Genomic DNA, 25,632 nt, shown 5'->3' with positions numbered 1-25,632 from the left:
CTAGTGGAGCAGCTGCTTGAGCTGCTCCACGCTCACGTCGACGTGCGCCCGGAGCTCGGCGACCGCCCTCTCGCGGTCGCCGAGCCGGATGGCGTCGAAGATGACCCGGTGCTGCGCCACGACCTCGTCCGGCGTCTCCTGCCGGGAGAGCACGGTGAGGTAGAAGCGCAACTCCTTGGTGAGCGAGGCGAAGAACTCGTCGAGCCTCGTGCTGTCGAGCACCGCCACGATGGCCTGGTGGAACGCTAGGTCGCGGTCGACGACGTCCTGGACGTCCCCCGACTTGGTGGCGTCTACGAGGTCGTCGAACGCTCGCGTGATCGCTTCCAGCTGCTCCGGGCGCGGGGTGCGGCTCGCCGCCGCCGTTTCGAGGCGTTCGCGGGCGGTGTAGAGGGCGTCGATCTTCTCCGGCGTCGGCGCGATGACGACGGCGCCGCGGTTGACCTCGTAGCGCACCAGCCCGGTCAGCTCGAGGATCCGGACGGCCTCGCGGATGGTGTTGCGCGCGACGCCCAGCTCAGCCGCGATCGCGCTCTCCCTGAGCCTGTCACCAGGGCCGAAGGCGCCGGCCATGATCCGTTCGGAGAGGCCATCGGCCAGCTGCTGGGCCGTGGTGGTGCGCCGCACTTCGAGGCCGTCGAGGGCTGACATGCGGCCAGTTTAACCAGTTGCCCTACAGTTGAACTGTACTACAGTTTGTCGTCATGGACCTGACTCAGTTCAAGGCGCTCAGCTTCGACTGCTACGGCACGCTCATCGACTGGGAGACCGGCATCGCCGCCGTGCTGTCGCCGTGGGCCCGTTCCGAAGGGCTCTCGCTGCCGGACGAGCAACTGCTGCTCGCGTACGGCCGGGAGGAAGCGGTCGTGGCGGCGGAAAAGCCGTTCAGGCTGTACCCGGAGGTGCTGGCCGAGGCGTTCCGCCGCACCGGCGCCGCCCTGGGCCGCGGGGTGAGCGACGAGCAGGCCCGGCGACTGGGGTCGTCCGTTCCGGACTGGCCCGCGTTCCCCGACTCCGCGGACGCGTTGGCGCGTTTGGCTTCCCACTACAAATTGATCATCGTGTCCAATGTGCACCGCGACGGGTTCGCCGGCAGCAACCGGCGGCTGCACGGGGACTTCGCGGCGATCATCACCGCGGAGGACGTCGGCGCGTACAAGCCCGCGGAGAACCACTTCCGGGCGCTGGACACCACGCTCGACACGGTGGGGGTGGAGCGTTCGGAACTGCTGCACGTGGCGCAGAGCCTGTTCCACGACCACGTTCCGGCCAAGCGCGAGGGGCTGCGGTCGGCGTGGATCAACCGGCGGCACGACAGGCCGGGCTGGGGCGCGACGCCCGAGCCGTCCGGCGACTTCAGCTACGACCTGGAGTTCGGGTCGATGGGCGAGTTCGCGGACGCCGTCGACAAGGCGTTCTAGGAAATCGGGGTGCCGCAGCGGATTTCGCCGCTGCGCCACTTCTCTCAGCTGGTGAGCTTGGACTTCACCGCGGCGGCCACCCGGCCACCGTCTGCGCGCCCGGCGACCTCGGCGTTGACCGCCTTCATGACCTGGCCCATCTGCTTGGGCCCCGGCGCCTCGCCGAGCTGCGCGGCGACGGCGTCGTACGCCTTGTCCACAATGGACGCCAGCTCGGCGTCGTCGAGCTGCTTGGGCAGGTAGATCTCCAGCACGGCGAGCTCCTGGCGCTCCAGCTCGGCCTTCTCAGCCCGGCCGGCGCCGTCGAAGGCCTCCGCGGCCTCCTTGCGCTTCTTGGCTTCGCGCGCGAGCACCTTCACGACCTCGTCGTCGGACAGCTCACGGGCCTGCTTGCCGGAAACCTCTTCGTTCGTGACAGCCGTGAGCGCCATCCGCAGCGCACCGGCCGTGACCGTCTCTCGGGCCTTCATCGCCACGGTCAGGTCGTTCTTCAGCCGCGTCTTCAACTCCGCCATGAGGCAGAACGGTACCGCCCGCCGGATGCCGCGCCGATCGAGTTACCGGCCTTCCGTACCCTTGACGCGTGAACAAGCTCGGCCGAGCCCTCCTCGCCACGACCGCAGTCGGCGCCGCGACCATCGCGTACGCGGCGGGAATCGAGAGGAGGCACTGGACGCTGCGCACAGCGACGGTGCCGGTGCTGTCCCCCGGCGCCAAGCCGATCCGCGTGCTGCACATCTCGGACCTGCACATGACGCCGAACCAGGTGTCGAAGCAGCGCTGGGTCGCCGCCCTGGCCGACCTGAACCCGGACTTCGTGGTGAACACGGGCGACAACCTCGCGCACAAGGACGCCGTCCCCGGCACCCTGCGCGCGCTCGGCCCGTTGCTCGACAAGCCGGGCGTGTTCGTCTTCGGCAGCAACGACTACTACGCCCCGAGGCTCAAGAACCCGGTGCGCTACCTCCTGCCGTCCTCGAAGACCAAGCGCATCCACGGCGTCACGCTCCCGTGGCGAGACCTCCGCGCCGGCATGATCGAACGCGGCTGGGAGGACCTCACCCACCTCCGCAAGACCATCAAGGTCGGCGACCAGGAGATCTTCTGCGCGGGCCTCGACGACCCGCACCTCAAGCGCGACCGCTACGCCGACATCGCGGGCACCCCCGACCCGTCGGCCGCCCTGCGCCTGGGCGTCACGCACTCCCCCGAACCGCGCGTGCTCGACCCGTTCGCCGCCGACGGCTACGACTTCGTGATGGCCGGCCACACCCACGGCGGCCAACTGCGCATCCCGTTCTACGGCGCAGTGGTGACGAACTGCGAACTGGACCGCGGCCGCGCCCGCGGCGTTTCCCGTTGGGGCTCGCACATGTGGATGAACGTGTCCGCCGGCATGGGCACTTCGCCCTACGCTCCGGTGCGCTTCTGCTGCCCTCCCGAGGCTTCCCTGCTGACTCTGGTTCCGCGACCCGTTACGCCTGGTCAGGGGCGAAATGAGGGGGTCCGATTCGGAGCTGGCGCGGACATGATGTAGAGTTCTACATGTTCCCAGCCGGGGTGTGGCGCAGCTTGGTAGCGCGCTTCGTTCGGGACGAAGAGGTCGCAGGTTCAAATCCTGTCACCCCGACTGAATAAAACAAATCAGGTCCTGCTCGCAGAAATGCGGCAGGGCCTGATTTGTTTTGCCGTCTCAGCGAGCAATCGGCCATTCCGTGCGGAAATCGCCCTCCAGCCACTCCACCACCGCCTGGAGCATCGCGTCGACGCTCTCCCACAGGGGTTCCTCGTCCGCGCCCTCGACCTCGTCGAACTGCGTCACGCACCCGCGCAGCGGTCCCTCGCGGAGGTCGGCGAACAGGTAGGTGCCGGACGCGTCCACCGCGACCGGGACGAACAGCGGCAGCCACAGGTCCCCGATGGGCGACCCGGCGGGTTCGGCGAGCTTGCTCGCCTCGTGGGCGTCGACGTCCGCGATCTCCGGGGCGACCGCGACGTCGCGGCGGATCTCCATCATCATCTTGCGGACCTCCAGCGCCTGGCCGACGCCGAGCGGGCTGTAGAACTCCGGGATGATCGGGGTGTAGTTCACGTTCGCCAGGCCGCCGCACTCGGCCCACCACGCCGTCAGGCCGGCCGGCAGCGGGGCGCCGACCACCTCCTCCGCCGCGGCCAGGTCGGCGGGCGTGGCGGGAGGCAGGAACTTGGCGTGCAGCTCGGGCGTGTGGGATCGGAGCCACGTGTCGGCTCGGGACCAGCTCATGCGTCAGATCATCTCCCACGAGGCGAAGAATCGAATCGCTTATGAATTTGTCTCATCTTTTGTCCGTCGACATGTCGATCGGAAGGCTCTTCGGCACACAGAGTCGAAGGTCCCTTCTGGTCGCCGAAAAGGACATCAACGATCCCGACAGACCACCCGATCGAGTGACGCGTCTCGACACGAGCAGCCGCAGAGGCCACCGTATTTGCAGGACAGAGGGACATCGTTCTGCGCCAAACTATGCGGAACGAACACGTAGCGTTAACCCTTAAGAGTGAAGGTTGACGGTTCAACTCACGTTGCGTAACGGCCAACTAGATCCAAACGACGTAGGCAGTGGTTCAGCCCTCGTTGAATATTTCGGGAGACTTTCGTGATGGACTCCGCCTCCGCCGCCAATCCGTCTCACAGGTCGTGGATCGTCATAGCGGCCAAGACAATTGTGGTGTTGCAGTCCCTGGGGATCGTTTACATGCTCACGTCGGCCTGGGTGACGGTCGCGGCCGCCGCCGGATTCGCGGTGGTCTACTTCGCGGTCAGGACGTTGTCGCGTGCTTCGCGGCAGGTCGACCGGATCTTCGAGGAAGAGCTCGACCGGCGGTAGGGTCGCGTCGTGCTGACGCGGGTGTCCGAGGCTCTGGTGAAGCCGGGCCGGGAGCAGGAGTTCGTCGCGAGGGTGCGGGAGCTGGTGAGCACGTTCCCCGAGACCTACGACGGGCTCGTGGGGCACGAGGTGCTCGTCGACCTCGACGACCCGCTGCGCGTGCGGTACGTGAGCCGGTGGCGTGACGAGCGGGCGCTCGAGAACTACGCGGGCGCCGGGTGGCGCACCGATCCGGTGACCTTCCCCGACGAGGACGAGTACCTGCAGCGGCCGTTGACCCTGCGGCACTTCCGCCACGTCAGCTGAGGAAGCCCCGTGCGGGCAGGCCCTCCGGGAAGCGTTCCAGGGCCTCGCCGGCGGCGTGGGCGAGCGACTGCAGCGTCTCGGTCTCGGCCGGGGTCGCGGTGTGCGGGACCGCCCAGTAGCAGCCGATGGCGCCGAGCGGTTCCGGGCGCAGGATCGGGGCCATCACGAGGCTGCGCACGAAGGTCGGCCGATAGGCTTCCTGGGGAATCCTCGAATCGAAGCGGATGTCCCTGATGGCGACGGTCTGACGATTTATCATCGCCCAGCCGCTGATGCAGTTCACGGCCGGGAAGCGCTGGCCCTTCCACAGCGGACTCATCGAATCCTCGTCCGCGTAGTAGCAGAGGTCGCCGTCGAGCAGCACCAACGTCGCACCGTGTGCGGCCAGCGAGGACCTGGCCGTGGTGCGCACGATCCGTTGCACTTCCTCCAACGTGTCGGCCCCGGCAAGGCGCTCCATCGTTTCGGACATGTGTCCACGTTAACTCGCGGCGGGCCGCGCACCTAGATTTCTGATTCGATCAACTAATTGGCGTGGAATACGCGTGACCGCGCAACAGGAATCGCCGGTGCTTCGAGAAAAATCGCCGACGGCGTGGTCGTGTCGTCCGGGAGCCCCCGGAACCCGGCGCGGACTCTAGTGTTGAAGCGTGACCACGCACCCTTCTCCCGCCATTCCGGACCAGCTCTTCTCCGACCCGGCCGCCGAGACCCGGTGGCGCGAGCGGTTCACCGCTCCCCGGATGAGCCTGCCCGGCTGGGCCGACGACGCTCCGGACCGCACCCTGTACGTCTCCAACGCGAGCGGCGTGTGGGAGATCTACTCCTGGGACCGCGCGACGGACGAGCACCGCAAGGTCACCGACCGCCCGAACGGCACGTCGCACGCCACGCTGAACCCCGACGGCACCGAGATCTGGTGGTTCGACGACCACGACGGCGACGAGTTCGGCGTCTGGGTGCGCGAGCCGTTCAAGGCCGACGGCAGCAAGGCGGAACCGGCCGTCGCGGACGTGACGCCCGGCTACCCGGCCGGTCTGGAGATCGGCCGCACCGTCACCGCGGTGGCCGCGTCGACCGACGACGGCACCACGGTCTGGCTGACGCGGGGCGGCAAGAGCGAGGTGATCTACCAGCACGTCAACGACGCCGGTGTCACCGCGCTGTCCAAGGACGAGTCGCTCGTCGTGATCGCGCACTCCGAGCACGGCGACAACCGGCACATGGCCCTGCGCGCGCTCAACGCCGAGACCGGCGAGACGGTCGGCGAGAAGTGGGACGGCAAGGGCAAGGGCCTCGACGCCATCTCGTTCAGCCCCGTCCGCGGCGACCAGCGCCTGCTCGTGCTGCACGAGCGCCGCGGCCGCGAGGAGCTGCTGATCTGGGACGTCGCCGCCGGCACCGAGCGGGAGATCGTCGTCGACCTGCCGGGCGAGGTCTCCGCCGACTGGTACCCGGATGCCTCCGCGCTGCTGATCGTGCACACCCACCACGCCCGCAACACCGTGCACCGCTACGACCTCACGACCGGCGAGCTGTCCACTCTGGACACCGCGCCCGGCGTCGTCGGGTCCGCAGGTGTGCGCCCGGACGGCACGATCGAGTACTCGTGGTCCTCCGCCGAGAGGTCCACGGTCATCCGCGCGCTGGCCACCGACGGCACCGAGAGCGTGCTGGTCGAGCCCGCCGGTGCCAAGCCCGCCACGTCGTTCAAGCTCGAGGACGTGTTCGTCGGCGACGTGCACGCGCTGGTCTCGAAGCCCGACGGCGAGGGCCCGTTCCCGACCGCCTTCCTGATCCACGGCGGCCCGCACTCGTCCGACGAGGACCGCTTCTCCGCCTACCGCGCGGTCTGGCTCGACGCCGGGTTCGCCACGGTGCACGTGAACTACCGCGGCTCCAGCGGCTACGGCTCGAAGTGGCGCGACGCCATCGAGGGCAGGCCGGGCATCACCGAACTCGAGGACATCGCCGCCGTGCACGACTGGGCGGTCGAGTCGGGTCTCACCGACCCCGCGCGCTCGGTGCTGAACGGCGCCTCGTGGGGCGGCTACCTGACCCTGCTGGGCCTCGGCACGCAGCCCGAGCGCTGGGCCGTCGGCGTCGCGGGCGTGCCGGTCGCCGATTACCTCGCCGCGTACGAGGACGAGATGGAACCGCTGCGCGCCTTCGACCGCGCGCTCTTCGGGGGCTCCCCGGAGGAGCTGCCGGAGCTCTACCAGGAGTGCTCGCCGCTCACGTACGTCGACCGGGTCACCGCGCCGGTGCTGATCCTCGCGGGCGAGAACGACCCGCGCTGCCCGATCCGGCAGATCGACAACTACCTCGACGCCCTCGCGGCTCGCGGCCACGCCTACGAGATGTACCGCTACGACGCGGGCCACGGCTCGCTGGTGGTCGCGGAGACGATCCGGCAGACGGCGGCCGAGGTGGACTTCGCCCTGCGGCACCTGGCGAAGTAGGTCCGGAAAAGGACGAGGCCCGCTCCTGTGAGGAGCGGGCCATCCGTCTTTCGAGAGCGTCAGGCCGACTGGGCCTGCCACATCCAGTGCGCCTGCTCCAGATCCTGCGTGATGCCGATCAGCAGGTCCTGGCTGACGAGGTCGTGCTTGTCGGACTCCTCGATGCGCGTGCGCATGCGAGCGATCAACGACCCCAGTGAAGTCGTGATCGACGTGACGACCTGCTCCTCCTTCAGCCAGCCGGTCTCGATCTCCGCCACGCCGGACGACGCGGCGATGGTCTTCGCCGTGCCGTTCGGCGTGACACCGAGAGCGGCCGCTCGCTCGGCGACCTGGTCCGCGGCGTTGCGCGCGATGACGACCAGTTCGTCGAGCTGAAGGTGGACGCTGCGGAAGTTCTTGCCGATCACGTTCCAGTGCGCCTGCTTCCCGATCAGGGAGAGGTCGACCAGGTCGACCAGCGTCGCCTGCAGGATGGCGCCGACGGCATCGCGGTCGGCGTCAGCGAGAGGGCTGGTGATCGGGTTCTTGGCCATGGTGAAACGCGCCTCCTCAGACGGTGACGGTGAGCGCCACCTCGATGTTGCCGCGCGTCGCGTTGGAGTACGGGCAGACCTGGTGGGCCTGCTCGACGAGCTTCTCCGCGACCGCCTGGTCGAGTCCGGGGATCTTCACCGCGAGTTCGACGGCCAGCTGGAAGCCGCCCGCGCCGTTGGATCCGATGCCCACCTTGGCGGTTACCTCGGAAGACGCAACTTGAATCTTCCCCGCGCGAGCGACGGCTGCGATGGCGGAGTTGAAGCACGCCGAGTACCCGGCCGCGAAGAGCTGCTCCGGGTTGGTGGCCTCGCCGCCGGGGCCGCCCATCTCCTTGGGGACCGACAGCACCTCGTCGATCACACCATCGGATGAACGAACCTCGCCGTTGCGGCCTTCGCCGTAAGCAGTCGCCTCAGCCGTGTACAGCGCTTCCATTCCGCTCTCCCTTGAGTCAGTGACTAAAGCCTTTCACTCAGGGAGAACGCATCGTGCACGACTTAAATGCCCAATGGTGACTCAGTTCACGTCCGACATCGGGCGGCGCAGCGCGAACTCGGCGACCTGACGGCCGATGACCCGCAGGTTCCGGTCGACGTCGGAGTCCGAGCAGGCGCCGTCGCCGTCGAACTTGACCTGCGCGGAGTTGATCGCGGCACCCAACGGCGTGGGCCAGCCGCGCAGCGCGTGCACGATCGAGCGGACGGCCGCCAGCGTGTTGACCGCGGCCTGCCAGCCGTACGCGGCGGTGATGGTGCCCACGGCGCGGCCGTCGAGGTACGGGCGCTCGTCGGCGCGCAGGTCCTCGATGTAGTCGAGGGCGTTCTTGACCAGGCCGGACACCGTGCCGTGGTAGCCGGGCGAGACGACGATCACGCCGTCGCACCTGCGCAGGTCCTCGACCATCCTGCGGGCCACGTCCGTGCGTTCGGGCACCGACGGGTCGTAGAACGGGAGCACCAGGTCGGGGCCGCTGTACTGGATCGTCTCCGCACCGAGCTCGCGAGCACCCTCGAGGGCCACCCGCAGCGCCCGCTCGGACTGCGAGTCGGGCCTGATCGAGCCGCCGATGCCCACCACCGTCACCGTCATGACCACGATCCTTCCACCTCCAGATAACTGGAGATCCAGCGCTACTCGCGAGTAACCTGCACCACATGTCGAACTTCCAGGCGGCCGTGCTGGCCGGTGCTCTGCGCTTCGCGTTCGGTCTTCCCGGCCCCGTGCGCCGGCTCATCGCCGGCAGGCCCATCCGCCTGGACGGTCAGGACCTGCACCCCGAGGCGCAGCTGTTGCTGAAGCTCCAGCAGCTGTCCGGGACGGAGTGGCGCACGAGGTCAGCTTCCGAGAGCCGGCTGGACCTGGAGTTGAGTTCGAGGCTCGTCTCCGGTCCGAAGATCACCGGGGTGGGTGCGCGCGACCTCACGATCGGGGAGTTCGCGGGCCGTCTCTACACACCGCTGGGCCTCGCCACCGGCTCCCCATTGCTGATCTTCTACCACGGTGGCGGCTGGGTGACCGGAAGCCTCGACAGCCACGACCAGCTCTGCCGGTTCCTCGCGAAGGAGGCCGGTGTCCGGGTGCTCGCGGCCGACTACCGGCTCGCCCCGGAGGCCCCGTTCCCCGCCGCGGCCGACGACGCCGCCGAGGTGCTGCGCTACGCCGTCGCGAAGGCGGAGGACCTGGGCGTCGACCCGAAGCGGATCGCGCTCGGCGGGGACAGCGCGGGCGGCAACCTGGCCGCGGTCACGGCGCACGCCGCCGAGATCGACCTGGCGTTCCTGCTGCTCTTCTACCCCGGCGTGGACGCGTCGGTGCGCCGCCGCTCGCGCGAGATCTTCGGCAACGGCTTCTTCCTCACCGACGAGAAGATGGACTGGTTCCTCGACCAGTACGCGTCCGGCGGCGAGGACCGCCACGACCCGCGCTTGTCGATCATGCTGGCCGAGGACCTCTCGAAGATGCCCCCGACCTACATCGCGACGGCGGGCTACGACCCGTTGCGCGACGAGGGCGAGGCCTTCGCGCAGCGGCTGGCCGCCGAGGGCGTGCCGGTGGTGCTGCGCCGCCACGAGGGCCTGTTCCACGGCTTCGCGAACGTCCTGGGCATCGGCGGGATCTTCCGCGAGGCCGTGTCCGAGGCCGTGGGCGCGCTGCGGACCGGCTTCGCGCTGGCCAACTCCGATCAGGACGTGGCGGAGACCGCCTGACGCTGCCGCGACAGCACCCAGCCGACACCGGCGACCAGCAGTCCGGCGACGCCCGCGACGACGAAGCCGAGCGGGGGTCCGCTGTGGTCCACGGCGACCCCCGCGAGCGGCTGGCCGGCGGCGACGCCGAACGTGAACGCGGAGCCCTGCAGCCCGAGCGCCAGTCCCCGGGCCGTCGGCGGCGCGCTCTTCGCGATCAGCTCGGACGAGGCCGTGATCGTCGGCGCGCACGCGAGGTTCATCGGGATCAACGCGAGCGCCAGCAGCCACACGTGGCCGTCACCGAGGCCGACCGGTATCTCCAGCAACGCCATGCAGGCCAGCAGGAACACCCCGCTCGGCACACGGCGCAGGCTGCCGTAGAAGAGCCCGCCGACCGCCGACGCCGCGCACATCACGAAGAAGATCAGCCCGAGCCAGCTCTGCTGCCCCGAGCGCTCGAGCGAGGCGATCGCCGAGATCTCCATGCCCGACAACGTCATCGTGGCGCCGAACGGGATGATCAGCGCGGCGATCATCGGCCCGCGCAGCCACTGCCGCAACGGCGGCGGCGGGCCTTCGACGACGTCGTCCTCGTGCAGCAGCACGGGGTTCACGGCGAACAGCACGGCGCTCGCGGTCAGGATCGCCAGGCCGATCACGACCAGGGCCGTGCCGGTCGAGAACTTCGTCGCGATCAGCACGCCCGCCGCGGGCCCGACCATGAACGACAGCTCGACGGAGATCGAGTCCAGCGAGAACGCGGGCCTGCGCTGCGGTTCCGGCACGATGGCGGTGAGCGCCTGCCGTCCGATCGACATCACCGGCACCGCCACGAGCCCGTTCGCGAACGCCAGCACGAGCAGGACGTAGTAGTCCATCAGCGGTGCCGTCACCCAGAACGCGCCTTCGAGCAGGCTCAGCGCCAGCACGAACCGCAGACCTTTGCTGTCGACGAGCTTGCCCATCAACGGCGACCCGAGCCCGAGGCCGACCATCGTCGCGAACCCGACCGTGCCGGCCGCCGCGTAACCCTTGTCGAGCGTGGTCACGACGTGCAGCGTCACGGTGACGCCCGCCGCCGTCGGAGGGATCCTGGCGAACAGCATCAGCAGCATCAGGGGACGGACCCCCGGCAGCGCCAGGACCGATCTGAACGGGGCGAGGTTCACGAGGACATCGTCACCCGACTGGCAACAGGTTTGCTCTGCCGGGCGAGCAGCCACGCGACTCCCGCGACCACCAGTCCGATCACGCCGACGATCGCGAACCCGGCCGGTGCTCCCCCGCGGTCGACCGCGACGCCCGCCAACGGCTGACCGATCGCGTTGCCCACGGTGAACGCCGACCCCTGCAACCCGAGCGCCAGCCCGCGGGCGGTGGGCGGCGCGAGCTTGCTGATGGTCTCGCCGGACGCCGCGATCAACGGTGCGCACATGAGGTTCATCGGCACGAGGAGCAGGCACAGCAGCAGCACGTTGCCATCGCCCAGACCCACCGGAATCTCCAGCGCGGCCATGAGGACCAGCAGCACCAGCACGCTGGGCACCCGTTTCACACCGCCGTAGACCAAGCCACCCACGATCGACGCGGCGCACATCGCGAAGAACACCGCACCGAGCCAGCTCTGCTTGCCGATGTGCTCCAGCGACGCGATCGCGGAGACCTCCATGCCGCCCAGGCACACGGTCGCACCGACGCACACGACCAGCACGCCGAAGATCCGCCCGCGCATCCATTCGAACACCTTCGGCTGCGGCCCGCCGACGACCTCGTCCTCGTGCACCATCGGCGGGTTCGCCCAGTACAGGAGCACTCCGGCGACCAGGATCGAGGCGCCGATGAACAGCAACGCGGTGTTCGTGGAGAACTTCGTCGCGACCAGCACGCCCAGCGCGGGCCCGCCCATGAACGACAGCTCGACGGAGATCGAGTCGACCGACAACGCGACCCGCCGCCGGCTCTCCGGCACGAGCGCGGTGATGACCTGCCGTCCGACCGACATCATCGGCACGCCGAGCAGCCCGACCAGGAAGGCCGTGACCAGCAGCGTCCAGTAGTCCATCAGCGGCGCGGTGAGCCAGAACGCCGCCGAGGCCGTGACGCTCACGGCCAGCATCGACCGCAGACCGCGCGCGTCGATCAGCTTGCCCATCAGCGGGGCGCCGATCCCCATGCCGATCGTGCCCGCCGCCCCCACCAGGCCCGCGGCGCCGTAACCCCGGTCCAGCGTGACCGCGACGTGCAGGGTCAGGATCACGCCGGTCGCCGCCGGGGGCATCCTCGCGAAGAACATCAACAGCGCGTACGGACGGACTCCGGGCAGCATCAGGACGTGTTTGAAGGGGGCGAGGTCCACACAGCCATCCTCACGCGGATGGCAAAAGGTTTTCTTTGCTAAAGATGTGATTCGCCGTACAGGTCTTCGAGCGCCCGGTAGGCCTTGACGACGAACGGCCGTGCGCCGGCATACCTCTCGACGAGCTTCTCGTCCGGTGTGATCGTCTGGATGGGCGTCACGAGGTCGACCGTCAGCGACTCGATCTCGCCCAACGCCCGGTACGCCAGCAGCGCCGCGCCCACGGCCGAACCGCCGGTGTCCTCGGTGAGGTGCAACGGCATGCCGAGCGTGTTCGCCAGCGTCTGGGCCCAGATCGGGGCGCGGAACGCACCGCCGGTGATCCGCAGCGACTCGACGTTCGGCACTGCGTCCAGCACGAGCGCCAGCTGCTGACACACACCCTCGACCAGTGCCTTGGTGATCTGCTGAGGGGTGTGTTCGCGCCTGAGGCCGAGCAACGCCGCGTGCGCGGTCGAGTCCCACCACGGCGCCCGCTCGCCCAGCAGGTACGGCAGCGCGACGAGCCCGTCGGAGTCGACGCCGGCGGCCTGGGTGAGCAGCTCACCGACCGGGATGCCGAACGTCTCCGCGGCCCACTGCGCGACCACACCACCGTTGCTGATCGCGCCGCCGCGGACCCAGAGGCCCTCGCCGATCGCGTAGCTGAACGTGCGGCCCTCCTCGTCGACGCCGGGCCCCTGCTGCGCCACGCGCAGCGCGCCCGAGGTGCCGAGCGACACCGCGCCCGCTCCGGGGGTGGCCGCGCCGACGCCGAGGTTGCCGAGCGGTCCGTCGCCACCGCCGATGACCACGGGGATGCCGGGCCGCAGGCCGGGGATCGCGGCTGTGAGCGGCGTCGAGTGGGTGGGCTCGACGAGCGGCGGGAGCTGGTCCGCGGTGACGCCGGCGAACTCCAGCGACGGCTCGTGCCACTGCAGGGTGTGGATGTTCATCAGGCCCGTGCCGGAGCCGGACGAGTGCTCGTTGAGCAGTTCGCCGGTGAGGTGCAGGTGCACGTAGTCCTTGATCTCGCACCACTTCGCGGCGCGGACGCCGTTCTCGTGGAACCAGGCGAGCTTCATCAGCGGTGTGAACGAGTGGATCGGCGTGCCGGTCGCCTGGTGCAGCGCGCTGCCCTCAGCCGTGCCCCGCAGGCGTTCGGTCTGCACGACCGCGCGGTTGTCGGCCCAGCTCAGGGCGTCCGTGACGGGCTGCAGCGACGCGTCCAGGCCCATGATCGTGTGCATGGCACCCGTCAGCGAGATCGCCCGGACGTCCTCGGAAGCCAGCTCGCGCAGTGCGTCGAACACCGCGGCGAGCACCTGCTTCGGGTCGTGCGTGGCTTCGAGACCACTGGTGCGCATCGGATAGGCGCGTTCCGTCGAGGCGACGACACGAGCCTGCGCGTCCACCGCGACGACCTTGGTCGCCGTCGTGCCGAGGTCCACCGCGAGAACGACCATGAACGTCACCCTACGACGGCGGATACCGGACGAACCACTCCTGTCCCACCGGAGCGGCCCGGCTGGTCTCCAGTTCCCAGTCCGCCACCATCCGGTCGGCGACGTCGCGGAACTGGACTCGCCGCACCCAGTCCGGGCGGATCTTGCCGACGCCGTGCAGCGCGCCCGCGAGGTTGCCGCACATCGACGCCGTCGAGTCGTTGTCGCCGCCGTGGTTGACCGAGACCAGCAACGCCTCGTTCGGGTCGTCGGTGACGAGCGTCGAGTACAACGCGATCGCGAGCGCCGTGTCACCGACGCCGCCGCGGCCCAGTTCCTCGACGCGCTCCACGCTCGGGTTGCCCAGCGCGGCGAGCTCGACGGCGTGCTCGACGCCCGCCACGACCTCCTCGTGGCCCTCGCGGCGGACCAGCTCGCCGACGGCGACGTCCAGCGCCTCCAGCAAGCCCTTGCCGCGCAACAACTGGTGCACCAGCACGGCGAACACGCCCGCGGACAGGTACCCGCTCGGGTGGCCGTGCGTCAGCACCGCGTTGGCCGCCGCCAGCGCGAACACGACGGCCGGGTCCTCGTCGGCGAGAGCGATTGGGGCGACCCGCATGACGCCGCCGCAGCCCTTGGAGTTGTTGACGGGCTGGGAGATCGTGGCCTGCTCGCCGGTGCGGGCGTACTCCTGCAACGCGCTCGTGCACGTGAGGCCGGGCGCCCGCATCCGGAAGAGGTCGCGGTGGGAGATCAGCCAGCCGTCCGGTTCGTCCACAGTGGAGTGAACGCCACGTGCCTTCTCCCACGGCGTTTTCTGCGTGTGCAGCCAACGCTGGTAGGCGTTCTGGGTGACGGCGGTGATGTCGCGTTCGCCGGTGAGCCGCTCCCGCACGTGCGCCCTGATGACCGCCTCGAAGGTGAACAGCGTCATCTGCGTGTCGTCGGTGACGTCCGGCTTCTCGGGCAGGTCGGTGATGCCGTCCGGCCCGTGGCGTTCGCGGACGACCTCCATCGGCAGGTTCTCGGTGTCCGCCCCCAGCGCGTCCCCGATCGCGCCACCGAGCAGGCATCCGCGCAGGCGCGAGTTGTCCTTGTGCGACACCGGGAAGAACCGGCGGCCGTCGCCGTCGAGCCACCGGGCGGCCTCATGGGTGGCGGTCGGTCGTTCGCCGCAGCCGCAGGTCCGCATGTGCTCCGCGGCGGCGCCGGCCAGTTCCACGAAGTCGAACCCGGCCTCGAACGGCTGCCCGGCGTTCACGTGCAGCTTCGGTTTGCTGGCCACGAGCCTGCTGAGGATGGTGTGCAGCGGCAGCCGGATCCACTGCTCGACGCCGGCCGGCAGCCGCGACTCGTCCGTGTAGACCTCGAGGACCTCGCGCTCGCCCATCAGCGCCTCGCCCGGCAGGAGCAGCTCACCGTGCGCGGCGTTCTGCCCGAAGCCGATCACGTCGTCCTCGTGCTCGTGCAGCAGCTGCTCCACCGGCGTCAGCGCGATCACCACGTCCTCCGGTACAGCTCTTCGGCGACGTGCCGGACCTCGTGCTCGGGACCGCCCTCCAACGCACCCGCGACGGCCCGCGCGACACCGCGGCCCTCACCGCGAACGGCCTGCGCCAGCGCGCCCGCGGCGGTGAACGGGTCGGCGTCCGGCGGGACGAGCTCCGAGGACGTGAAGAGGTGCGAGGCCAGCGCGATCACGGCGTCGGCGGCCGGGGAGTCCTGCCCGTGGGTGAGCGCGACCAGTTCGCGGATCCGGTCCTCGTCGAGCCGCTGGACGGCCCCGGGCAACGCCCAGATCAAGGCGCCGGGCCCCTGCGAGCGGACAGCGACGCCCCGGTCACGAGCGCTCTGCCGGGACACCAGGTCGGGCTGGACGCCCGGATCCGCGGCCCACTCGGCCAAAGCCGCGGCCGGGTCCTCCGCCGAACACGCGACCAGCTGGCCGACGAGTCCTGTCCGGACACCCGCGCCGAAAGCGAAACCCTGGTAGGCGGCCACGACCTCGTCGAGCCGGGGCGGCCTGATCCACTCAACGTCCCCCATCGCCGCCAGACCCTACCGGGCGAGGCAAAAGGCCCCTGCCGCGTGCGGCAGGGGCCTTCGAGCACAACTCGGTCAGAGGCGCTTCGCGAGCTCTTCCGCGACCTCGTAGGTGTTCAGCGCCGCACCCTTGCGCAGGTTGTCACCGCACACGAAGAAGTCCAGCGTGTTCGGGAAGTCGAGCGCCTGGCGCACGCGGCCGACGTACGTCGGGTCCTCGCCCACGGTGTCCGCGGGCGTCGGGAACTTCTGCGCGGCCGGGTCGTCGACCAGCACGATCGTCGGCTGCGACTCGAAGATCTTGTGCGCGGCCTCGACCGTGATCTCGCGGGCGAACGTCGCGTGGACGGACAGCGAGTGGGTCGTGACGACCGGGACGCGGACGCAGGTCGCGGAGACCTTCAGGTCCGGGATGCCGAGGATCTTGCGGGCCTCGTTGCGGACCTTCAGCTCCTCGGACGACCAGCCGCCGTCCTTGAGCGAACCGGCCCACGGCACCACGTTCAGCACCAGAGGGGCCGGGAACGGCGAGTCCTCGGCGGACAGACCGGCCGCTGCCAGCGCCTCGGCCACGTCGCCGGCCGACACACCGGCCTCCTTGCCCGCCAGCGCCGCGATCTCGGCGTAGAGGCGGTCGATGCCGGACTGGCCTGCACCGGAAGCGGCCTGGTACGAGGCCACGACGAGTTCCTTGAGCTCGAACTCGCGGTGCAGCGCGCCGAGCGACGCCATCATCGACAGCGTCGTGCAGTTCGGGTTCGAGATGATCCCGCGCGGGCGCTCGTTGATCTGGTCCGCGTTCACCTCGGGCACGACCAGCGGCACGTCGGCGTCCATCCGGAACGCGCCGGAGTTGTCGATCGCGACCGCGCCGCGCTCGACGGCGATCGGCGCCCACTCGGCCGAGACCTCGTCCGGCACGTCGAACATCGCGATGTCCACGCCGTCGAACGCCTCGGGCGACAGCGCGACGACCGTGAGGTCCTGGCCCCGCACGTTGATCTTCTTGCCCGCCGACCGCGCCGACGCGATCAGCCGGATCTCGCCCCACGGCACGGAGGAGCGGGTGTTCATGATGTCGATCATCACGGTGCCCACGGCACCGGTCGCGCCCACCAGCGCGAGTACAGGCCCAGTCATCGTCCAGTCCCTGCGTAAACGACGGCCTCTTCGTCGGTGCCCAGGTCGAACGCGTCGTGCAGGGCACGGACGGCGTCGTCGAGCTGGGTGTCGCGGCAGATGACCGAGATGCGGATCTCCGAGGTGGAGATGATGTCGATGTTGACGCCGGCCGTGGCCAGCGCCTCGCAGAACGTCGCCGTGACGCCGGGGTGCGAGCGCATGCCCGCGCCGATCAGCGACACCTTGCCGACGTGCTCGTCGTAGAGGACCTGGTCGAACCCGATCTCGCCGCGGGCCTTCTCCAGGGCGGCCACCGCGCGCGGGCCGTCGTCCTTGGACAGCGTGAACGTGATGTCCGTGCGGCCGGACGCCGCCTGGGACACGTTCTGCACGACCATGTCGATGTCGAGCTCCGCCTGCGCGACGACGCGGAAGATCTTGGCCGCGATGCCGGGGTGGTCGGGAACTGCCGTCACGGTGATTTTGGCCTCGGACCGGTCGTGCGCGACGCCGGTGATCATCGCCTGTTCCACGGGAAGGTCCTCCACTGAACCGGACACGATGGTCCCGGTCTTGTTGCTGAACGAAGAGCGGACGTGCACGGGGACGTTGTAGCGCCGGGCGTACTCCACGCAGCGGAGCATCAGCACCTTGGCGCCACAGGCCGCCATCTCGAGCATTTCCTCGTAGGTGATCGTGTCGAGCTTCTTCGCGTTCGGCACGATGCGCGGGTCGGCGGTGTAGACGCCGTCCACGTCGGTGTAGATCTCGCACACGTCGGCCTTCGTCGCCGCCGCGAGCGCCACCGCGGTGGTGTCGCTGCCGCCGCGGCCGAGCGTGGTGATCTCCTTCGAGTCCTGGGAGACGCCCTGGAAGCCCGCGACGATCACGATGGCCCCCTCGGCCATCGCGTCCTGGATCCGGCTCGGCGTCACGTCGATGATCCGCGCCTTGCCGTGCGCGGAAGTCGTGATCACGCCGGCCTGCGAGCCCGTGTAGGAGCGCGCCTCGGCCCCGAGCGAGTTGATCGCCATCGCGAGCAGCGACATCGAGATGCGCTCACCGGAGGTGAGGAGCATGTCGAGCTCGCGGGCGGGCGGCACCGGCGAGACCTGGCGGGCGAGGTCGAGCAGCTCATCGGTCGTGTCGCCCATGGCGGACACGACGACCGCTACGTCGTTGCCCGCTTTCTTGGTCGCGACGATGCGCTCGGCCACGCGTTTGATCCGCTCGGCGCTTCCCACCGATGAACCGCCGTACTTCTGGACGACGAGCGCCACCGACCTGACCTCCTTCGCGCGACCAAAACCCCACGTCGAAGGCAGCCTACCCGGACCACCTGGTGAGACATTGGAGCCGTGATGCGCGTGACTACTCTGTCCGGGTGTCGTCTAGCGCCGATGTCGTGGAGGCCCCAGCAGCCGTGCATGAGAGCAGTGCGCGCTCGCGGATGGCCGAGGCGCTCAGACATCCGGCCGCCCTCTGGACCGCTCCCGCGCTCATCTACCTGATCGTCCGCCAGGTCGGTCTGTTCGTGCTGCAGCTCGTCGTCGGGTACCAGAACACGCTCACCGGCAAGGCCGACACGTCGGTCGACAACCTGCGGTCGTGGGACGGCGACTGGTTCCTCGGCATCGCCGCCGGCGGTTACGACGGGGTCCCGTCACCGCCGTACGACGCGTTCGGCCGCCGCACCGGCGAGACCCCGCTCGCGTTCTTCCCCGGCTACCCCGCGCTCATCCGGTGGGTCGACGGCCTGCCGGGTGTGGACGTGGTCGGCGCGGCGTTCGCGGTGAGCCTGATCAGCGGCATCTTCTGCGCCTACGGCCTGTTCGTCCTCGGCCGCGTGGTCCGCGACGGCTCGAACCGCGCCGGCCTGATCTTCGTGACGCTCTTCGCCGCGTCCCCGATGGCCGTCGTGCTGTCGATGACCTACTCCGAGGCCACGTTCTGCGCGTTCGCCGTCTGGGCGCTGGTCGGCGTGGTCAAGAAGCGCTGGATCCTCGCCGGTGTCTGCTGCGCGGCGGCGGGACTGGTCCGCCCGACCGCGGCGGCACTGATCGTGGCCGTCGGCGCGGCCGCGCTGATCGCGGTGATCGCCGACCGGCAGGACTGGCGGGCCTGGGCCGGTGGCCTCCTCGCCCCGCTCGGCCTGCTCGGCTACCTGGGCTGGGTGGCCGTGCGCACCGGCGACCTCATGGGGTGGTTCGGCGTGCAGCAACGCGGCTGGGGCTCGAAGTTCGACGGTGGCGCGGCCACGGTGGAGTTCGCCTGGGAGCACCTCGGCAACCCGCGGTCGCTCCTCGAGACCGGCACCGTCTGGCTCCTGGCGCTCGCCGTCGTCCTGGTCTTCTACGCCTTCCAGCGCCGCCTGGAGTGGCCGTTGATCACCTACGGCATCGGCGTCCTCGTCATGGACCTCGGCTCGAACGGCCTGATGAACTCCAAGGCACGCCTGCTGGTCCCGGCCTTCACACTGCTGCTCCCGCTGGCGCTCGTGCTGGCCCGCCGCCGCCCGTCCACTGTCCTGACCGTCCTGGGCATGGCGACGCTGTTCAGCGCGTGGTTCGGCGCCTACTCCCTCGCCGTTTGGCAGTATGCGATCTGATGAACGAGCTGATCTCGAAGCGCTGGAGCCCTCGCGCCTTCTCCGCTGACGCAACGATCTCCGACCCCGAACTGCGCACCGTGCTGGAGGCCGGCCGCTGGGCCCCGTCCCACGGCAACAGCCAGCCGGCCCGCTTCCTGGTGGGAGTGCGCGGCACCCCGGCGTTCGACGCGATCTTCGAGGTCCTGAGCCGCGGCAACAAGACCTGGGCGGTGCGCGCCTCGGTCCTGCTCATCGGCTGCGTGATCACCTCGGACGACCGCGGCGACATCCCGAACGTCGAGTTCGGCCTGGGCCTCGCGATGGAGAACATGGCGCTGCAGGCCACCGACCTGGGCCTGATCTCGCACATGATGGGCGGCTTCGACAAGGAGGCCGCCCACTCCGCCTTCGCGATGCCGGACCACGTCCGCCCGCTGGTGGCCATGGCACTGGGCCGCGAAGGCTCGCTGTCGGACCTCCCCGAGGACCTGCAGGCCCGCGAACAGCGCGAACGCAAGCGCCTGCCGTTGAGCGAGACCGTGTTCACCGGCACCTGGGGCCGGTCACTGCTCGGCTGAGAAGTACTTCTCCGCGACCTCGTCGTGCAACGGGAACGCCAGGGGCACGCGCTCGAAGATGACCTTGCGCTCCGAAGCCTCGTCGTTGGGCACGAAGGGCGGCAGGTCCTCGGCGTTGATCGGGGACGCGGCGGCGAACATCAGCACCGTCCCGCCGTCCGGCGTCGACACGAAGTGCAACGGCCGCAGGTCTTCAGGCGCGATGCGCACGTTCGCTTCTTCTTCGAGCTCCCGCACAGCACTTTCCTGCCAGGACTCTCCGCGTTCCATGAACCCGCTGACGAACGCCAGCTCCCCCACGGGAGGAATGGCCCTGCGAACCGTGAGCAACCCGGTGCGCGCCCCGTCCTTCACCGGCACGAGCACCACCACGACCGGGGACGGGTTCGCCCACACCATGACGGAGCAGTTGCCGCACTTGCGGGGATACGTGGACGTGTCTGCGTACTGAGTGCCGCAGTTGTTGCAGAAGTCGTCGCGCGCCATAGCAAGAACCTAGTTCAAGCGCCTGACGAGCTTGAGGACGATCGCTCGAACGGCCAGCCAGAACAAAGCGGCCAAACCGAAGTTGACGATCGTCCGCAGCTTCGCGTCGTCGGGGCTGAACAGGTCCTTGAACGCCAGAGCCACCGGCTCGGCGACGTCCTTCACAGTGCTGGTGATGGGGTTGCCGGGGTTGGCCCCGCCGACGGTGAGCACGACGTGAACGACGAGCACCACCGCCAGCGCGAGTCCGACCCAGCTGACGACTCCTGTGGCGATCCCGACCGCGCGCGTTCGCATAGGTCAGGAATCTACTCCTCAGTAGCGCGACACCGCACGTGCGATGAGACCGGTCACGACCAGCCAGAACACGGCTGCGAGACCGTAATTCAGGAAAATGTCGAGGTTGTAGTTCCCGGTGTTGAACAGACCCGGGAAGAACAACGCGAGAGGCTCGGCGAGGGACTGGATGAACCGGAAGAACGCGTTGGCGGTGTTAGCGCCAAGCACGATCATCAGGATGTAGAGGACCTCGATGAAAGCGAAGAGGGCGCCGATGCCGCTGATCACGCGGGAAGCCGTGCCGCGGCCACTGGAGGTACGTAATCTGGACATACATGAACGATTCCCGGGTACGCGCGCGGCAAAACTTGCAACGTGACCAGCATCCCGAGTCGTTATTTTCCATGCACCAGAACGTCGGATTCGATTAGCCCAAAAGCACGAACAACCCCCAGCTCACGCAACACCGTAGGCAAGCCGCCACCCTCCCACGCGATGCCGAAGGCGAGCCGTCCTTAGCAAACGGCTTGGGCGGTGGGGTCCCATCACGAGTCGCACCACAGCACTTGCTGCATGTGAGTAGGGGTGTCAAGCGGGCACGCTCTTCGCCCGCTTGACACCCCTACTCACATGTGGCCCGCTCTTGGTGTGACTTGTGATGGGACCCCACCGCCAACGCAACAAACAACGCAACAGGCAGCCGCCCAACGCAACAGGCGTGCCATCAACCCACGAGCGGCGCTGGCCCCCATCTCAGATTGCCGGGGTCTGGGGCAGAGCCCCAGGGGAAGCACGCAGCGCAACACGCCGCACGCAACCCAACCACCGCGGCACAGGCGCACCCGCACCCGCACTCACAAGCCCACGCACCCCCACCGCATCCCACGATCCGGTCGAACATTTCCATCCCCACCAGATCTGTGACTACTCTGTCCAGCGTGTGGCGTTCCCTCCTGCTTCGCTGCCGTGACGGGGTCTGATCAGACCGGCCCCCCGTCGCGGGACTCAGCGTTGCCGCCGGTCGTTCGTTCGAGACGACCCGCAGGAGCACAGGGACCATGACCTCCAACGAGGCCTTCACCACCACCAACTCGGCAGACGCCTACTCGTCGGGCACCAGCCGCATCCGCAAGCCGAGCCGCCCCGCGCCGGACACCCAGCAGTCCTGGAACCGCCAACTGGGCAGCAGCATGCCGTTCCACCGCTACCGCCCGTTCCACGAGCTGGTGGAGGCAGTGGACGTACCGGACCGCACCTGGCCGACCAAGAAGATCGAAACGGCCCCCCTGTGGTGCGCGGTCGACCTGCGCGACGGCAACCAGGCCCTGATCGACCCGATGTCGCCTGCGCGCAAGCGCAAGATGTTCGACCTGCTGGTCCGCATGGGCTTCAAGGAGATCGAGGTCGGCTTCCCGGCCGCGTCCCAGACGGACTTCGACTTCGTCCGCGAGATCATCGAGGACGGCGCGGTCCCGGACGACGTCACGATCCAGGTCCTGACGCAGTGCCGCGAGGAGCTGATCGCGCGCACCTTCGAGTCGCTCAGGGGCGCCGGCAAGGCGATCGTCCACTTCTACAACTCGACGTCGATCCTGCAGCGCCGCGTGGTGTTCCGCAGCGACAGGGACGGCATCAAGAAGATCGCGGTCGAGGCGGCGAAGTTCGCCAAGCAGCAAGAACAGCACTACCCGGAGACCGACTTCCGCTACGAGTACTCCCCCGAGTCCTACACGGGCACCGAGCTGTCCTACGCCCTCGAGGTCTGCAACGCCGTCCAGGACGTCATCCAGCCGACGCCCGAGAAGCCGCTGATCATCAACCTGCCGGCCACGGTCGAGATGGCGACGCCGAACGTCTACGCCGACTCCATCGAGTGGATGAGCCGCAACCTCGCCAACCGCGAGGCGATCATCCTGAGCCTGCACCCGCACAACGACCGCGGCACCGGCGTGGCGGCGGCGGAACTCGGTTACCTGGCCGGCGCGGACCGCATCGAGGGCTGCCTGTTCGGCAACGGCGAGCGCACCGGCAACGTCTGCCTGGTCACGCTGGCGATGAACATGTTCAGCCAGGGCATCGACCCGCAGATCGACTTCAGCGACATCGACGAGGTGCGGCGCACGGTCGAGTACTGCAACCAGCTGCCGGTGCCCGAGCGCCACCCGTACGGCGGCGACCTGGTCTTCACCGCGTTCTCCGGCTCGCACCAGGACGCGATCAAGAAGGGCTTCGAGGCCCTGGAGGCCGACGCCAAGGACGCCGGTCAGCACGTCGACGACTTCCAGTGGGAGGTCCCGTACCTGCCGATCGACCCGAAGGACGTCGGCCGCAACTACGAGGCCGTCATCCGGGTCAACTCGCAGTCCGGCAAGGGCGGCGTGGCGTACCTGATGAAGCAGGAGCACCACCTGGACCTGCCGCGGCGCCTGCAGATCGAGTTCTCGAAGGTGATCCAGGAGGTCACCGACACGCAGGGCGGCGAGATCGGCCCGAAGGAGATGTGGGACGCCTTCGCCGAGGAGTACCTGCACGGCCGGGTGCCGCTGTACCTGCTCAAGCACAAGGCCTCGTCGGACGGCAGCGGGCGCGAGGAGATCACCGCGACCCTGCTGATCGACGGCGACCAGCAGGAGATCACGGGCTCGGGCAACGGCCCGATCGCGGCGTTCGTCGACGCGCTCGCGTCGGTGGGCTACGACGTGCGGGTGCTGGACTACGCCGAGCACGCGCTGTCCGCCGGTGACGACGCCCGCGCGGCCGCCTACGTCGAGTGCGCCGTGGGCGACCGCGTGCTGTGGGGCGTCGGCATCGACTCCTCGACGGTCGCGGCCTCGTTCCGCGCGATCGTGTCGGCGATCAACCGCGCGCAGCGTTGATCGCGAACTAGCCGAGGACGACGGACGGGGAGGACGCGTGCGGCACCAGTTGCCGCGGCGCGCCCTCCCCGTCCGCCTGCACGGCCCAGATGCCCTCACCCGGCAGGCCGTAGGCGATGGTGTCGTCGTCGAGCCACACGACCTGGTCGTCGATCCCACGCGTCTCGGCCAGGGGTGTCTCCACCATCGTGGTCAGGTCCAGCACGTGCTGCCGCCACGGTCGCGCGCCGTCGCCGGGCACGCGCTTCTTGAACGCCACGCGCTTGCCGTCCGGTGAGAGCGACGGGCATTCGGCGTTCTCCCGCAACGGTGTCGCCGACTCGTCCGCCGCGTCGCCCCGGACCAGGTACGTCTTCCCGGCGGTGCTCATCGTCGCGTAGTACGTGCGGTCGTCCGGGGCGAACGTGACGCCCCACCAGTTCATGTCGTTGGTCGTCTTCACGCCGGCGACCCGCGTGCCCTCGACGTTGCTGGAGTAGACCTCGGTCTGCTGGTCGAAGATCGCCGTGCGGGTGGAGAACGTGCCCGCCTGCGCGTACGAGTCGCCGGTGACGAACGTCGTCCACGACGCCATCCGCCCGTCGGCCGACAGCTTGGCGCGGTTCGGCACGCCGTCGACCTCCACGCGACGGCGTTCGGCCAGTCCCCTGTCGACCCACACCGCCGTGGCACCGGGCAGCGGGCCGGAGGCGTCCGCGAGGCACAGGCCCTGCCCCGCTGCGGTGTAGAAGCGCTTGCAGGACAACGAACTCACCCTGCGCGGGCCGGAGGGGTCGGCCAGCGGCACCGAGGCCACCTTGCCGCTCACGTCGTCCACGAACAGCAGCCGCCCGGACGACAGCTCGACCGGCCCGGCCTCGACGGCGACCGACGGCTCGTCCGGAGCGCGCAGGGCGTACGCGGTGGCGCCCGCCCCCAGCGCGATCACGGCAGCGATGACGATCAGGACCCTCACCAAGCGAACCACGTCCAAAGAGCACCGAAGAGAACGGAGGAGGTGGCGCGGGCGAGCACCTGCCCGGTCTGGAGCAAGGCCAGACCGGACGTGCGCAGCTCGTCGGGGACCATCGGCCCGGCCACGGCCATCAGCACGCCGTCCGTGCACGCGTAGAACAGCCCGTGCAGCACCAGAACGCCGACCAGCAACGAGATTCCGCTGACACCGGCCAGGAGCACGTACGCGCCGAGCAACGCCAGGTGGCCGACGAGGAAGATCCTCCACCGCCCCACGCGATCGGCCAGCGACCCCAGCGGCACGGCGGCGAGCAGGTACACGCCGGCCGTGCCGAGGGGCAGCAGTGCGATGTAGGCGAGCTCGATGTCGAGCTGCTTCTGCAGCAACAGGTAGATGAACCCGTCGCCCAGCGTCAGGAACCCGAGCCCGCACGCGACCAGGCAGACCCGCCGGAACGGCCTGGAGCGCAACAGCCCGAAGGCCGCCTTCAGCGACACCGCCACGCGTGGCAGCACGTCGCGGTGGTCGCGGACGAAGAGCACGAGCACGAGGAACCCGAGAGCGGCGAAGCAGAAGCTCACCACGAACACCACGTCGTAGCGCGCCGGCAGCGTCCACAACAGACAGAACGCCAGCAGTGGCCCGAGGAACGCGCCCACGGTGTCCATGGCGCGGTGGACGCCGAAGGCCCGTCCGAGCGCCGAGGGCTCGCTGCTCAACGTGATCAGCGCGTCCCTCGGCGCGGTGCGCAGGCCCTTGCCGGTCCGGTCCCCGGCGAGCACGAGGCCCATCGCGGTGGCCGAGGTCCCGGCGGCGAGCAGGCCGAGCTTGCCCAGCGCCGAGATCCCGTACCCGAGACCTGCCACGAACTTGCGCCGCTGCCAGCGGTCCGCCGCGTGCCCGCCGACGACGCGGACCAGCGCCGTCACACCGGTGTAGATGCCGTCGAGCACACCGAACTGCAGCGGGGAGAACCCCAGCCCCAGCACGAGGTAGAGCGGCAGGACGGCGGTGACCATCTCGGACGAGACGTCCGTGAGCAGGGACACCGCGCCCAGCGCGAGGACGTTCCCCGCGATCCTGCCGGTGCCGCCCGAAGCCGGGGCTTGTCTGGCGGTTGCGATGTACACGACGG

Annotated in this window: 28 protein-coding genes and 1 tRNA gene; 10 read left to right on the top strand and 19 right to left on the bottom strand. The window is 69.3% G+C overall.

Annotated features, from left to right (window positions below):
- The gene (locus tag IE307_RS28420; protein WP_191302426.1) at positions 1–651 is read right to left on the bottom strand and encodes a GntR family transcriptional regulator; all 651 of its coding nucleotides are present in this window, start codon (positions 649–651) and stop codon (positions 1–3) included.
- 53 nt (positions 652–704) lie between these two features.
- Between IE307_RS28420 and IE307_RS28415 the strand changes: the two genes are divergently transcribed.
- Positions 705–1,421 carry a haloacid dehalogenase type II gene (locus IE307_RS28415; RefSeq protein WP_191302425.1) on the top strand — a complete coding sequence of 239 codons (717 nt, stop codon included), beginning with the start codon at positions 705–707 and terminating at the stop codon, positions 1,419–1,421.
- A gap of 44 nt (positions 1,422–1,465) precedes the next feature.
- Here the strand turns inward: IE307_RS28415 and IE307_RS28410 are convergent, their stop codons facing one another.
- Positions 1,466–1,936, bottom strand: coding sequence for a GatB/YqeY domain-containing protein (locus IE307_RS28410; RefSeq protein WP_191302424.1), 471 nt, complete (start codon positions 1,934–1,936; stop codon positions 1,466–1,468).
- Positions 1,937–2,004: 68 nt separating this feature from the next.
- Between IE307_RS28410 and IE307_RS28405 the strand changes: the two genes are divergently transcribed.
- Complete coding sequence (locus IE307_RS28405) at positions 2,005–2,958, top strand: metallophosphoesterase (protein WP_191302423.1); 954 nt, start codon at positions 2,005–2,007, stop codon at positions 2,956–2,958.
- Between the two features lie 19 nt (positions 2,959–2,977).
- Positions 2,978–3,051: transfer RNA gene (locus tag IE307_RS28400), tRNA-Pro, on the top strand.
- Positions 3,052–3,114: 63 nt separating this feature from the next.
- On the opposite strand, the gene IE307_RS28395 is transcribed toward IE307_RS28400, so the two are convergent.
- Positions 3,115–3,684 (bottom strand): SMI1/KNR4 family protein, encoded by a 570-nt coding sequence (locus tag IE307_RS28395; RefSeq protein WP_191302422.1) that lies wholly within the window; start codon positions 3,682–3,684, stop codon positions 3,115–3,117.
- 472 nt (positions 3,685–4,156) lie between these two features.
- On the opposite strand from IE307_RS28395, the gene IE307_RS47340 reads away from it, so the two are divergent.
- Both IE307_RS47340 and IE307_RS28390 read left to right on the top strand, forming a co-directional pair.
- Entirely contained in the window at positions 4,157–4,288 is a 132-nt protein-coding gene (locus IE307_RS47340) for a hypothetical protein (RefSeq protein ID WP_268250414.1), read from the top strand.
- A 9-nt stretch (positions 4,289–4,297) separates the two neighbouring features.
- Complete coding sequence (locus IE307_RS28390; RefSeq protein WP_191302421.1) at positions 4,298–4,594, top strand: antibiotic biosynthesis monooxygenase family protein; 297 nt, start codon at positions 4,298–4,300, stop codon at positions 4,592–4,594.
- Here the strand turns inward: IE307_RS28390 and IE307_RS28385 are convergent.
- Positions 4,587–5,066 (bottom strand): GAF domain-containing protein, encoded by a 480-nt coding sequence (locus tag IE307_RS28385; RefSeq protein WP_191302420.1) that lies wholly within the window; start codon positions 5,064–5,066, stop codon positions 4,587–4,589. The genes IE307_RS28390 and IE307_RS28385 overlap by 8 nt on opposite strands.
- A gap of 178 nt (positions 5,067–5,244) precedes the next feature.
- On the opposite strand from IE307_RS28385, the gene IE307_RS28380 reads away from it, so the two are divergent.
- A complete protein-coding gene (locus IE307_RS28380; protein ID WP_229905135.1) occupies positions 5,245–7,056 on the top strand; it encodes a prolyl oligopeptidase family serine peptidase in 1,812 nt (603 codons plus the stop codon).
- Positions 7,057–7,115: 59 nt separating this feature from the next.
- Here IE307_RS28380 and IE307_RS28375 read toward each other — a convergent pair whose 3' ends face one another.
- From IE307_RS28375 to IE307_RS28365, 3 genes are all read right to left on the bottom strand, one after another.
- Positions 7,116–7,592 carry a Dps family protein gene (locus tag IE307_RS28375; RefSeq protein ID WP_191302419.1) on the bottom strand — a complete coding sequence of 159 codons (477 nt, stop codon included), beginning with the start codon at positions 7,590–7,592 and terminating at the stop codon, positions 7,116–7,118.
- A gap of 16 nt (positions 7,593–7,608) precedes the next feature.
- Entirely contained in the window at positions 7,609–8,031 is a 423-nt protein-coding gene (locus tag IE307_RS28370; protein ID WP_191302418.1) for an organic hydroperoxide resistance protein, read from the bottom strand.
- An 81-nt stretch (positions 8,032–8,112) separates the two neighbouring features.
- On the bottom strand, positions 8,113–8,685 hold the full coding sequence (locus tag IE307_RS28365; RefSeq protein WP_191302417.1) for an NADPH-dependent FMN reductase: 573 nt from the start codon (positions 8,683–8,685) through the stop codon (positions 8,113–8,115).
- Between the two features lie 65 nt (positions 8,686–8,750).
- Here IE307_RS28365 and IE307_RS28360 point away from each other — a divergent pair, with 65 nt between their 5' ends.
- Positions 8,751–9,803 carry an alpha/beta hydrolase gene (locus IE307_RS28360; RefSeq protein WP_191302416.1) on the top strand — a complete coding sequence of 351 codons (1,053 nt, stop codon included), beginning with the start codon at positions 8,751–8,753 and terminating at the stop codon, positions 9,801–9,803.
- Here IE307_RS28360 and IE307_RS28355 read toward each other — a convergent pair.
- The 7 genes from IE307_RS28355 to IE307_RS28325 all read right to left on the bottom strand — a co-directional run bounded on the left by IE307_RS28355 (position 9,779) and on the right by IE307_RS28325 (position 18,013).
- Positions 9,779–10,954 carry an MFS transporter gene (locus IE307_RS28355; RefSeq protein WP_191302415.1) on the bottom strand — a complete coding sequence of 392 codons (1,176 nt, stop codon included), beginning with the start codon at positions 10,952–10,954 and terminating at the stop codon, positions 9,779–9,781. The genes IE307_RS28360 and IE307_RS28355 overlap by 25 nt on opposite strands.
- The gene (locus IE307_RS28350; RefSeq protein ID WP_191302414.1) at positions 10,951–12,141 is read right to left on the bottom strand and encodes an MFS transporter; all 1,191 of its coding nucleotides are present in this window, start codon (positions 12,139–12,141) and stop codon (positions 10,951–10,953) included. The genes IE307_RS28355 and IE307_RS28350 overlap by 4 nt, the downstream gene beginning before the upstream one ends.
- 38 nt (positions 12,142–12,179) lie before the next feature.
- A complete protein-coding gene (locus tag IE307_RS28345; protein WP_191302413.1) occupies positions 12,180–13,586 on the bottom strand; it encodes a gluconokinase in 1,407 nt (468 codons plus the stop codon).
- Positions 13,587–13,596: 10 nt separating this feature from the next.
- Positions 13,597–15,069, bottom strand: coding sequence for an ADP-ribosylglycohydrolase family protein (locus IE307_RS28340; RefSeq protein WP_191302412.1), 1,473 nt, complete (start codon positions 15,067–15,069; stop codon positions 13,597–13,599).
- Complete coding sequence (locus IE307_RS28335) at positions 15,066–15,614, bottom strand: hypothetical protein (RefSeq protein WP_191302411.1); 549 nt, start codon at positions 15,612–15,614, stop codon at positions 15,066–15,068. The genes IE307_RS28340 and IE307_RS28335 overlap by 4 nt, the downstream gene beginning before the upstream one ends.
- Before the next feature lie 72 nt (positions 15,615–15,686).
- Positions 15,687–16,751, bottom strand: coding sequence for an aspartate-semialdehyde dehydrogenase (locus IE307_RS28330; RefSeq protein ID WP_191302410.1), 1,065 nt, complete (start codon positions 16,749–16,751; stop codon positions 15,687–15,689).
- Positions 16,748–18,013 carry an aspartate kinase gene (locus IE307_RS28325; protein WP_191302409.1) on the bottom strand — a complete coding sequence of 422 codons (1,266 nt, stop codon included), beginning with the start codon at positions 18,011–18,013 and terminating at the stop codon, positions 16,748–16,750. Before IE307_RS28325 ends, IE307_RS28330 begins: the two co-directional genes overlap by 4 nt.
- 104 nt (positions 18,014–18,117) lie before the next feature.
- On the opposite strand from IE307_RS28325, the gene IE307_RS28320 reads away from it, so the two are divergent.
- Positions 18,118–19,341, top strand: coding sequence for a glycosyltransferase family protein (locus IE307_RS28320; protein WP_229905134.1), 1,224 nt, complete (start codon positions 18,118–18,120; stop codon positions 19,339–19,341).
- The gene (locus tag IE307_RS28315; protein WP_191302408.1) at positions 19,341–19,901 is read left to right on the top strand and encodes a nitroreductase family protein; all 561 of its coding nucleotides are present in this window, start codon (positions 19,341–19,343) and stop codon (positions 19,899–19,901) included. The genes IE307_RS28320 and IE307_RS28315 overlap by 1 nt, the downstream gene beginning before the upstream one ends.
- On the opposite strand, the gene IE307_RS28310 is transcribed toward IE307_RS28315, so the two are convergent.
- Genes IE307_RS28310 through IE307_RS28300 form a run of 3 tightly spaced genes read right to left on the bottom strand, consistent with a single transcriptional unit; the run spans position 19,887 to position 20,999 of the window.
- Positions 19,887–20,387 carry an NUDIX domain-containing protein gene (locus IE307_RS28310; protein ID WP_191302407.1) on the bottom strand — a complete coding sequence of 167 codons (501 nt, stop codon included), beginning with the start codon at positions 20,385–20,387 and terminating at the stop codon, positions 19,887–19,889. The genes IE307_RS28315 and IE307_RS28310 overlap by 15 nt on opposite strands.
- 9 nt (positions 20,388–20,396) lie before the next feature.
- Positions 20,397–20,684 (bottom strand): hypothetical protein, encoded by a 288-nt coding sequence (locus IE307_RS28305; protein ID WP_191302406.1) that lies wholly within the window; start codon positions 20,682–20,684, stop codon positions 20,397–20,399.
- An 18-nt stretch (positions 20,685–20,702) separates the two neighbouring features.
- Complete coding sequence (locus IE307_RS28300; protein WP_191302405.1) at positions 20,703–20,999, bottom strand: hypothetical protein; 297 nt, start codon at positions 20,997–20,999, stop codon at positions 20,703–20,705.
- Between the two features lie 725 nt (positions 21,000–21,724).
- On the opposite strand from IE307_RS28300, the gene leuA reads away from it, so the two are divergent.
- Complete coding sequence (gene leuA / locus IE307_RS28295) at positions 21,725–23,542, top strand: 2-isopropylmalate synthase (protein ID WP_191302404.1); 1,818 nt, start codon at positions 21,725–21,727, stop codon at positions 23,540–23,542.
- Between the two features lie 7 nt (positions 23,543–23,549).
- On the opposite strand, the gene IE307_RS28290 is transcribed toward leuA, so the two are convergent.
- Entirely contained in the window at positions 23,550–24,497 is a 948-nt protein-coding gene (locus tag IE307_RS28290) for a TolB-like translocation protein (RefSeq protein WP_229905133.1), read from the bottom strand.
- Positions 24,494–25,627 (bottom strand): MFS transporter, encoded by a 1,134-nt coding sequence (locus IE307_RS28285; protein WP_191302402.1) that lies wholly within the window; start codon positions 25,625–25,627, stop codon positions 24,494–24,496. The genes IE307_RS28290 and IE307_RS28285 overlap by 4 nt, the downstream gene beginning before the upstream one ends.
- Positions 25,628–25,632 lie beyond the last annotated feature (5 nt).

This window comes from Lentzea cavernae, from assembly GCF_014653695.1.
Lineage (GTDB): Bacteria > Actinomycetota > Actinomycetes > Mycobacteriales > Pseudonocardiaceae > Lentzea > Lentzea cavernae.
Note: the sequence above shows the minus strand (reverse complement) of the source record. Positions and strands in the feature narration are given on the sequence as shown.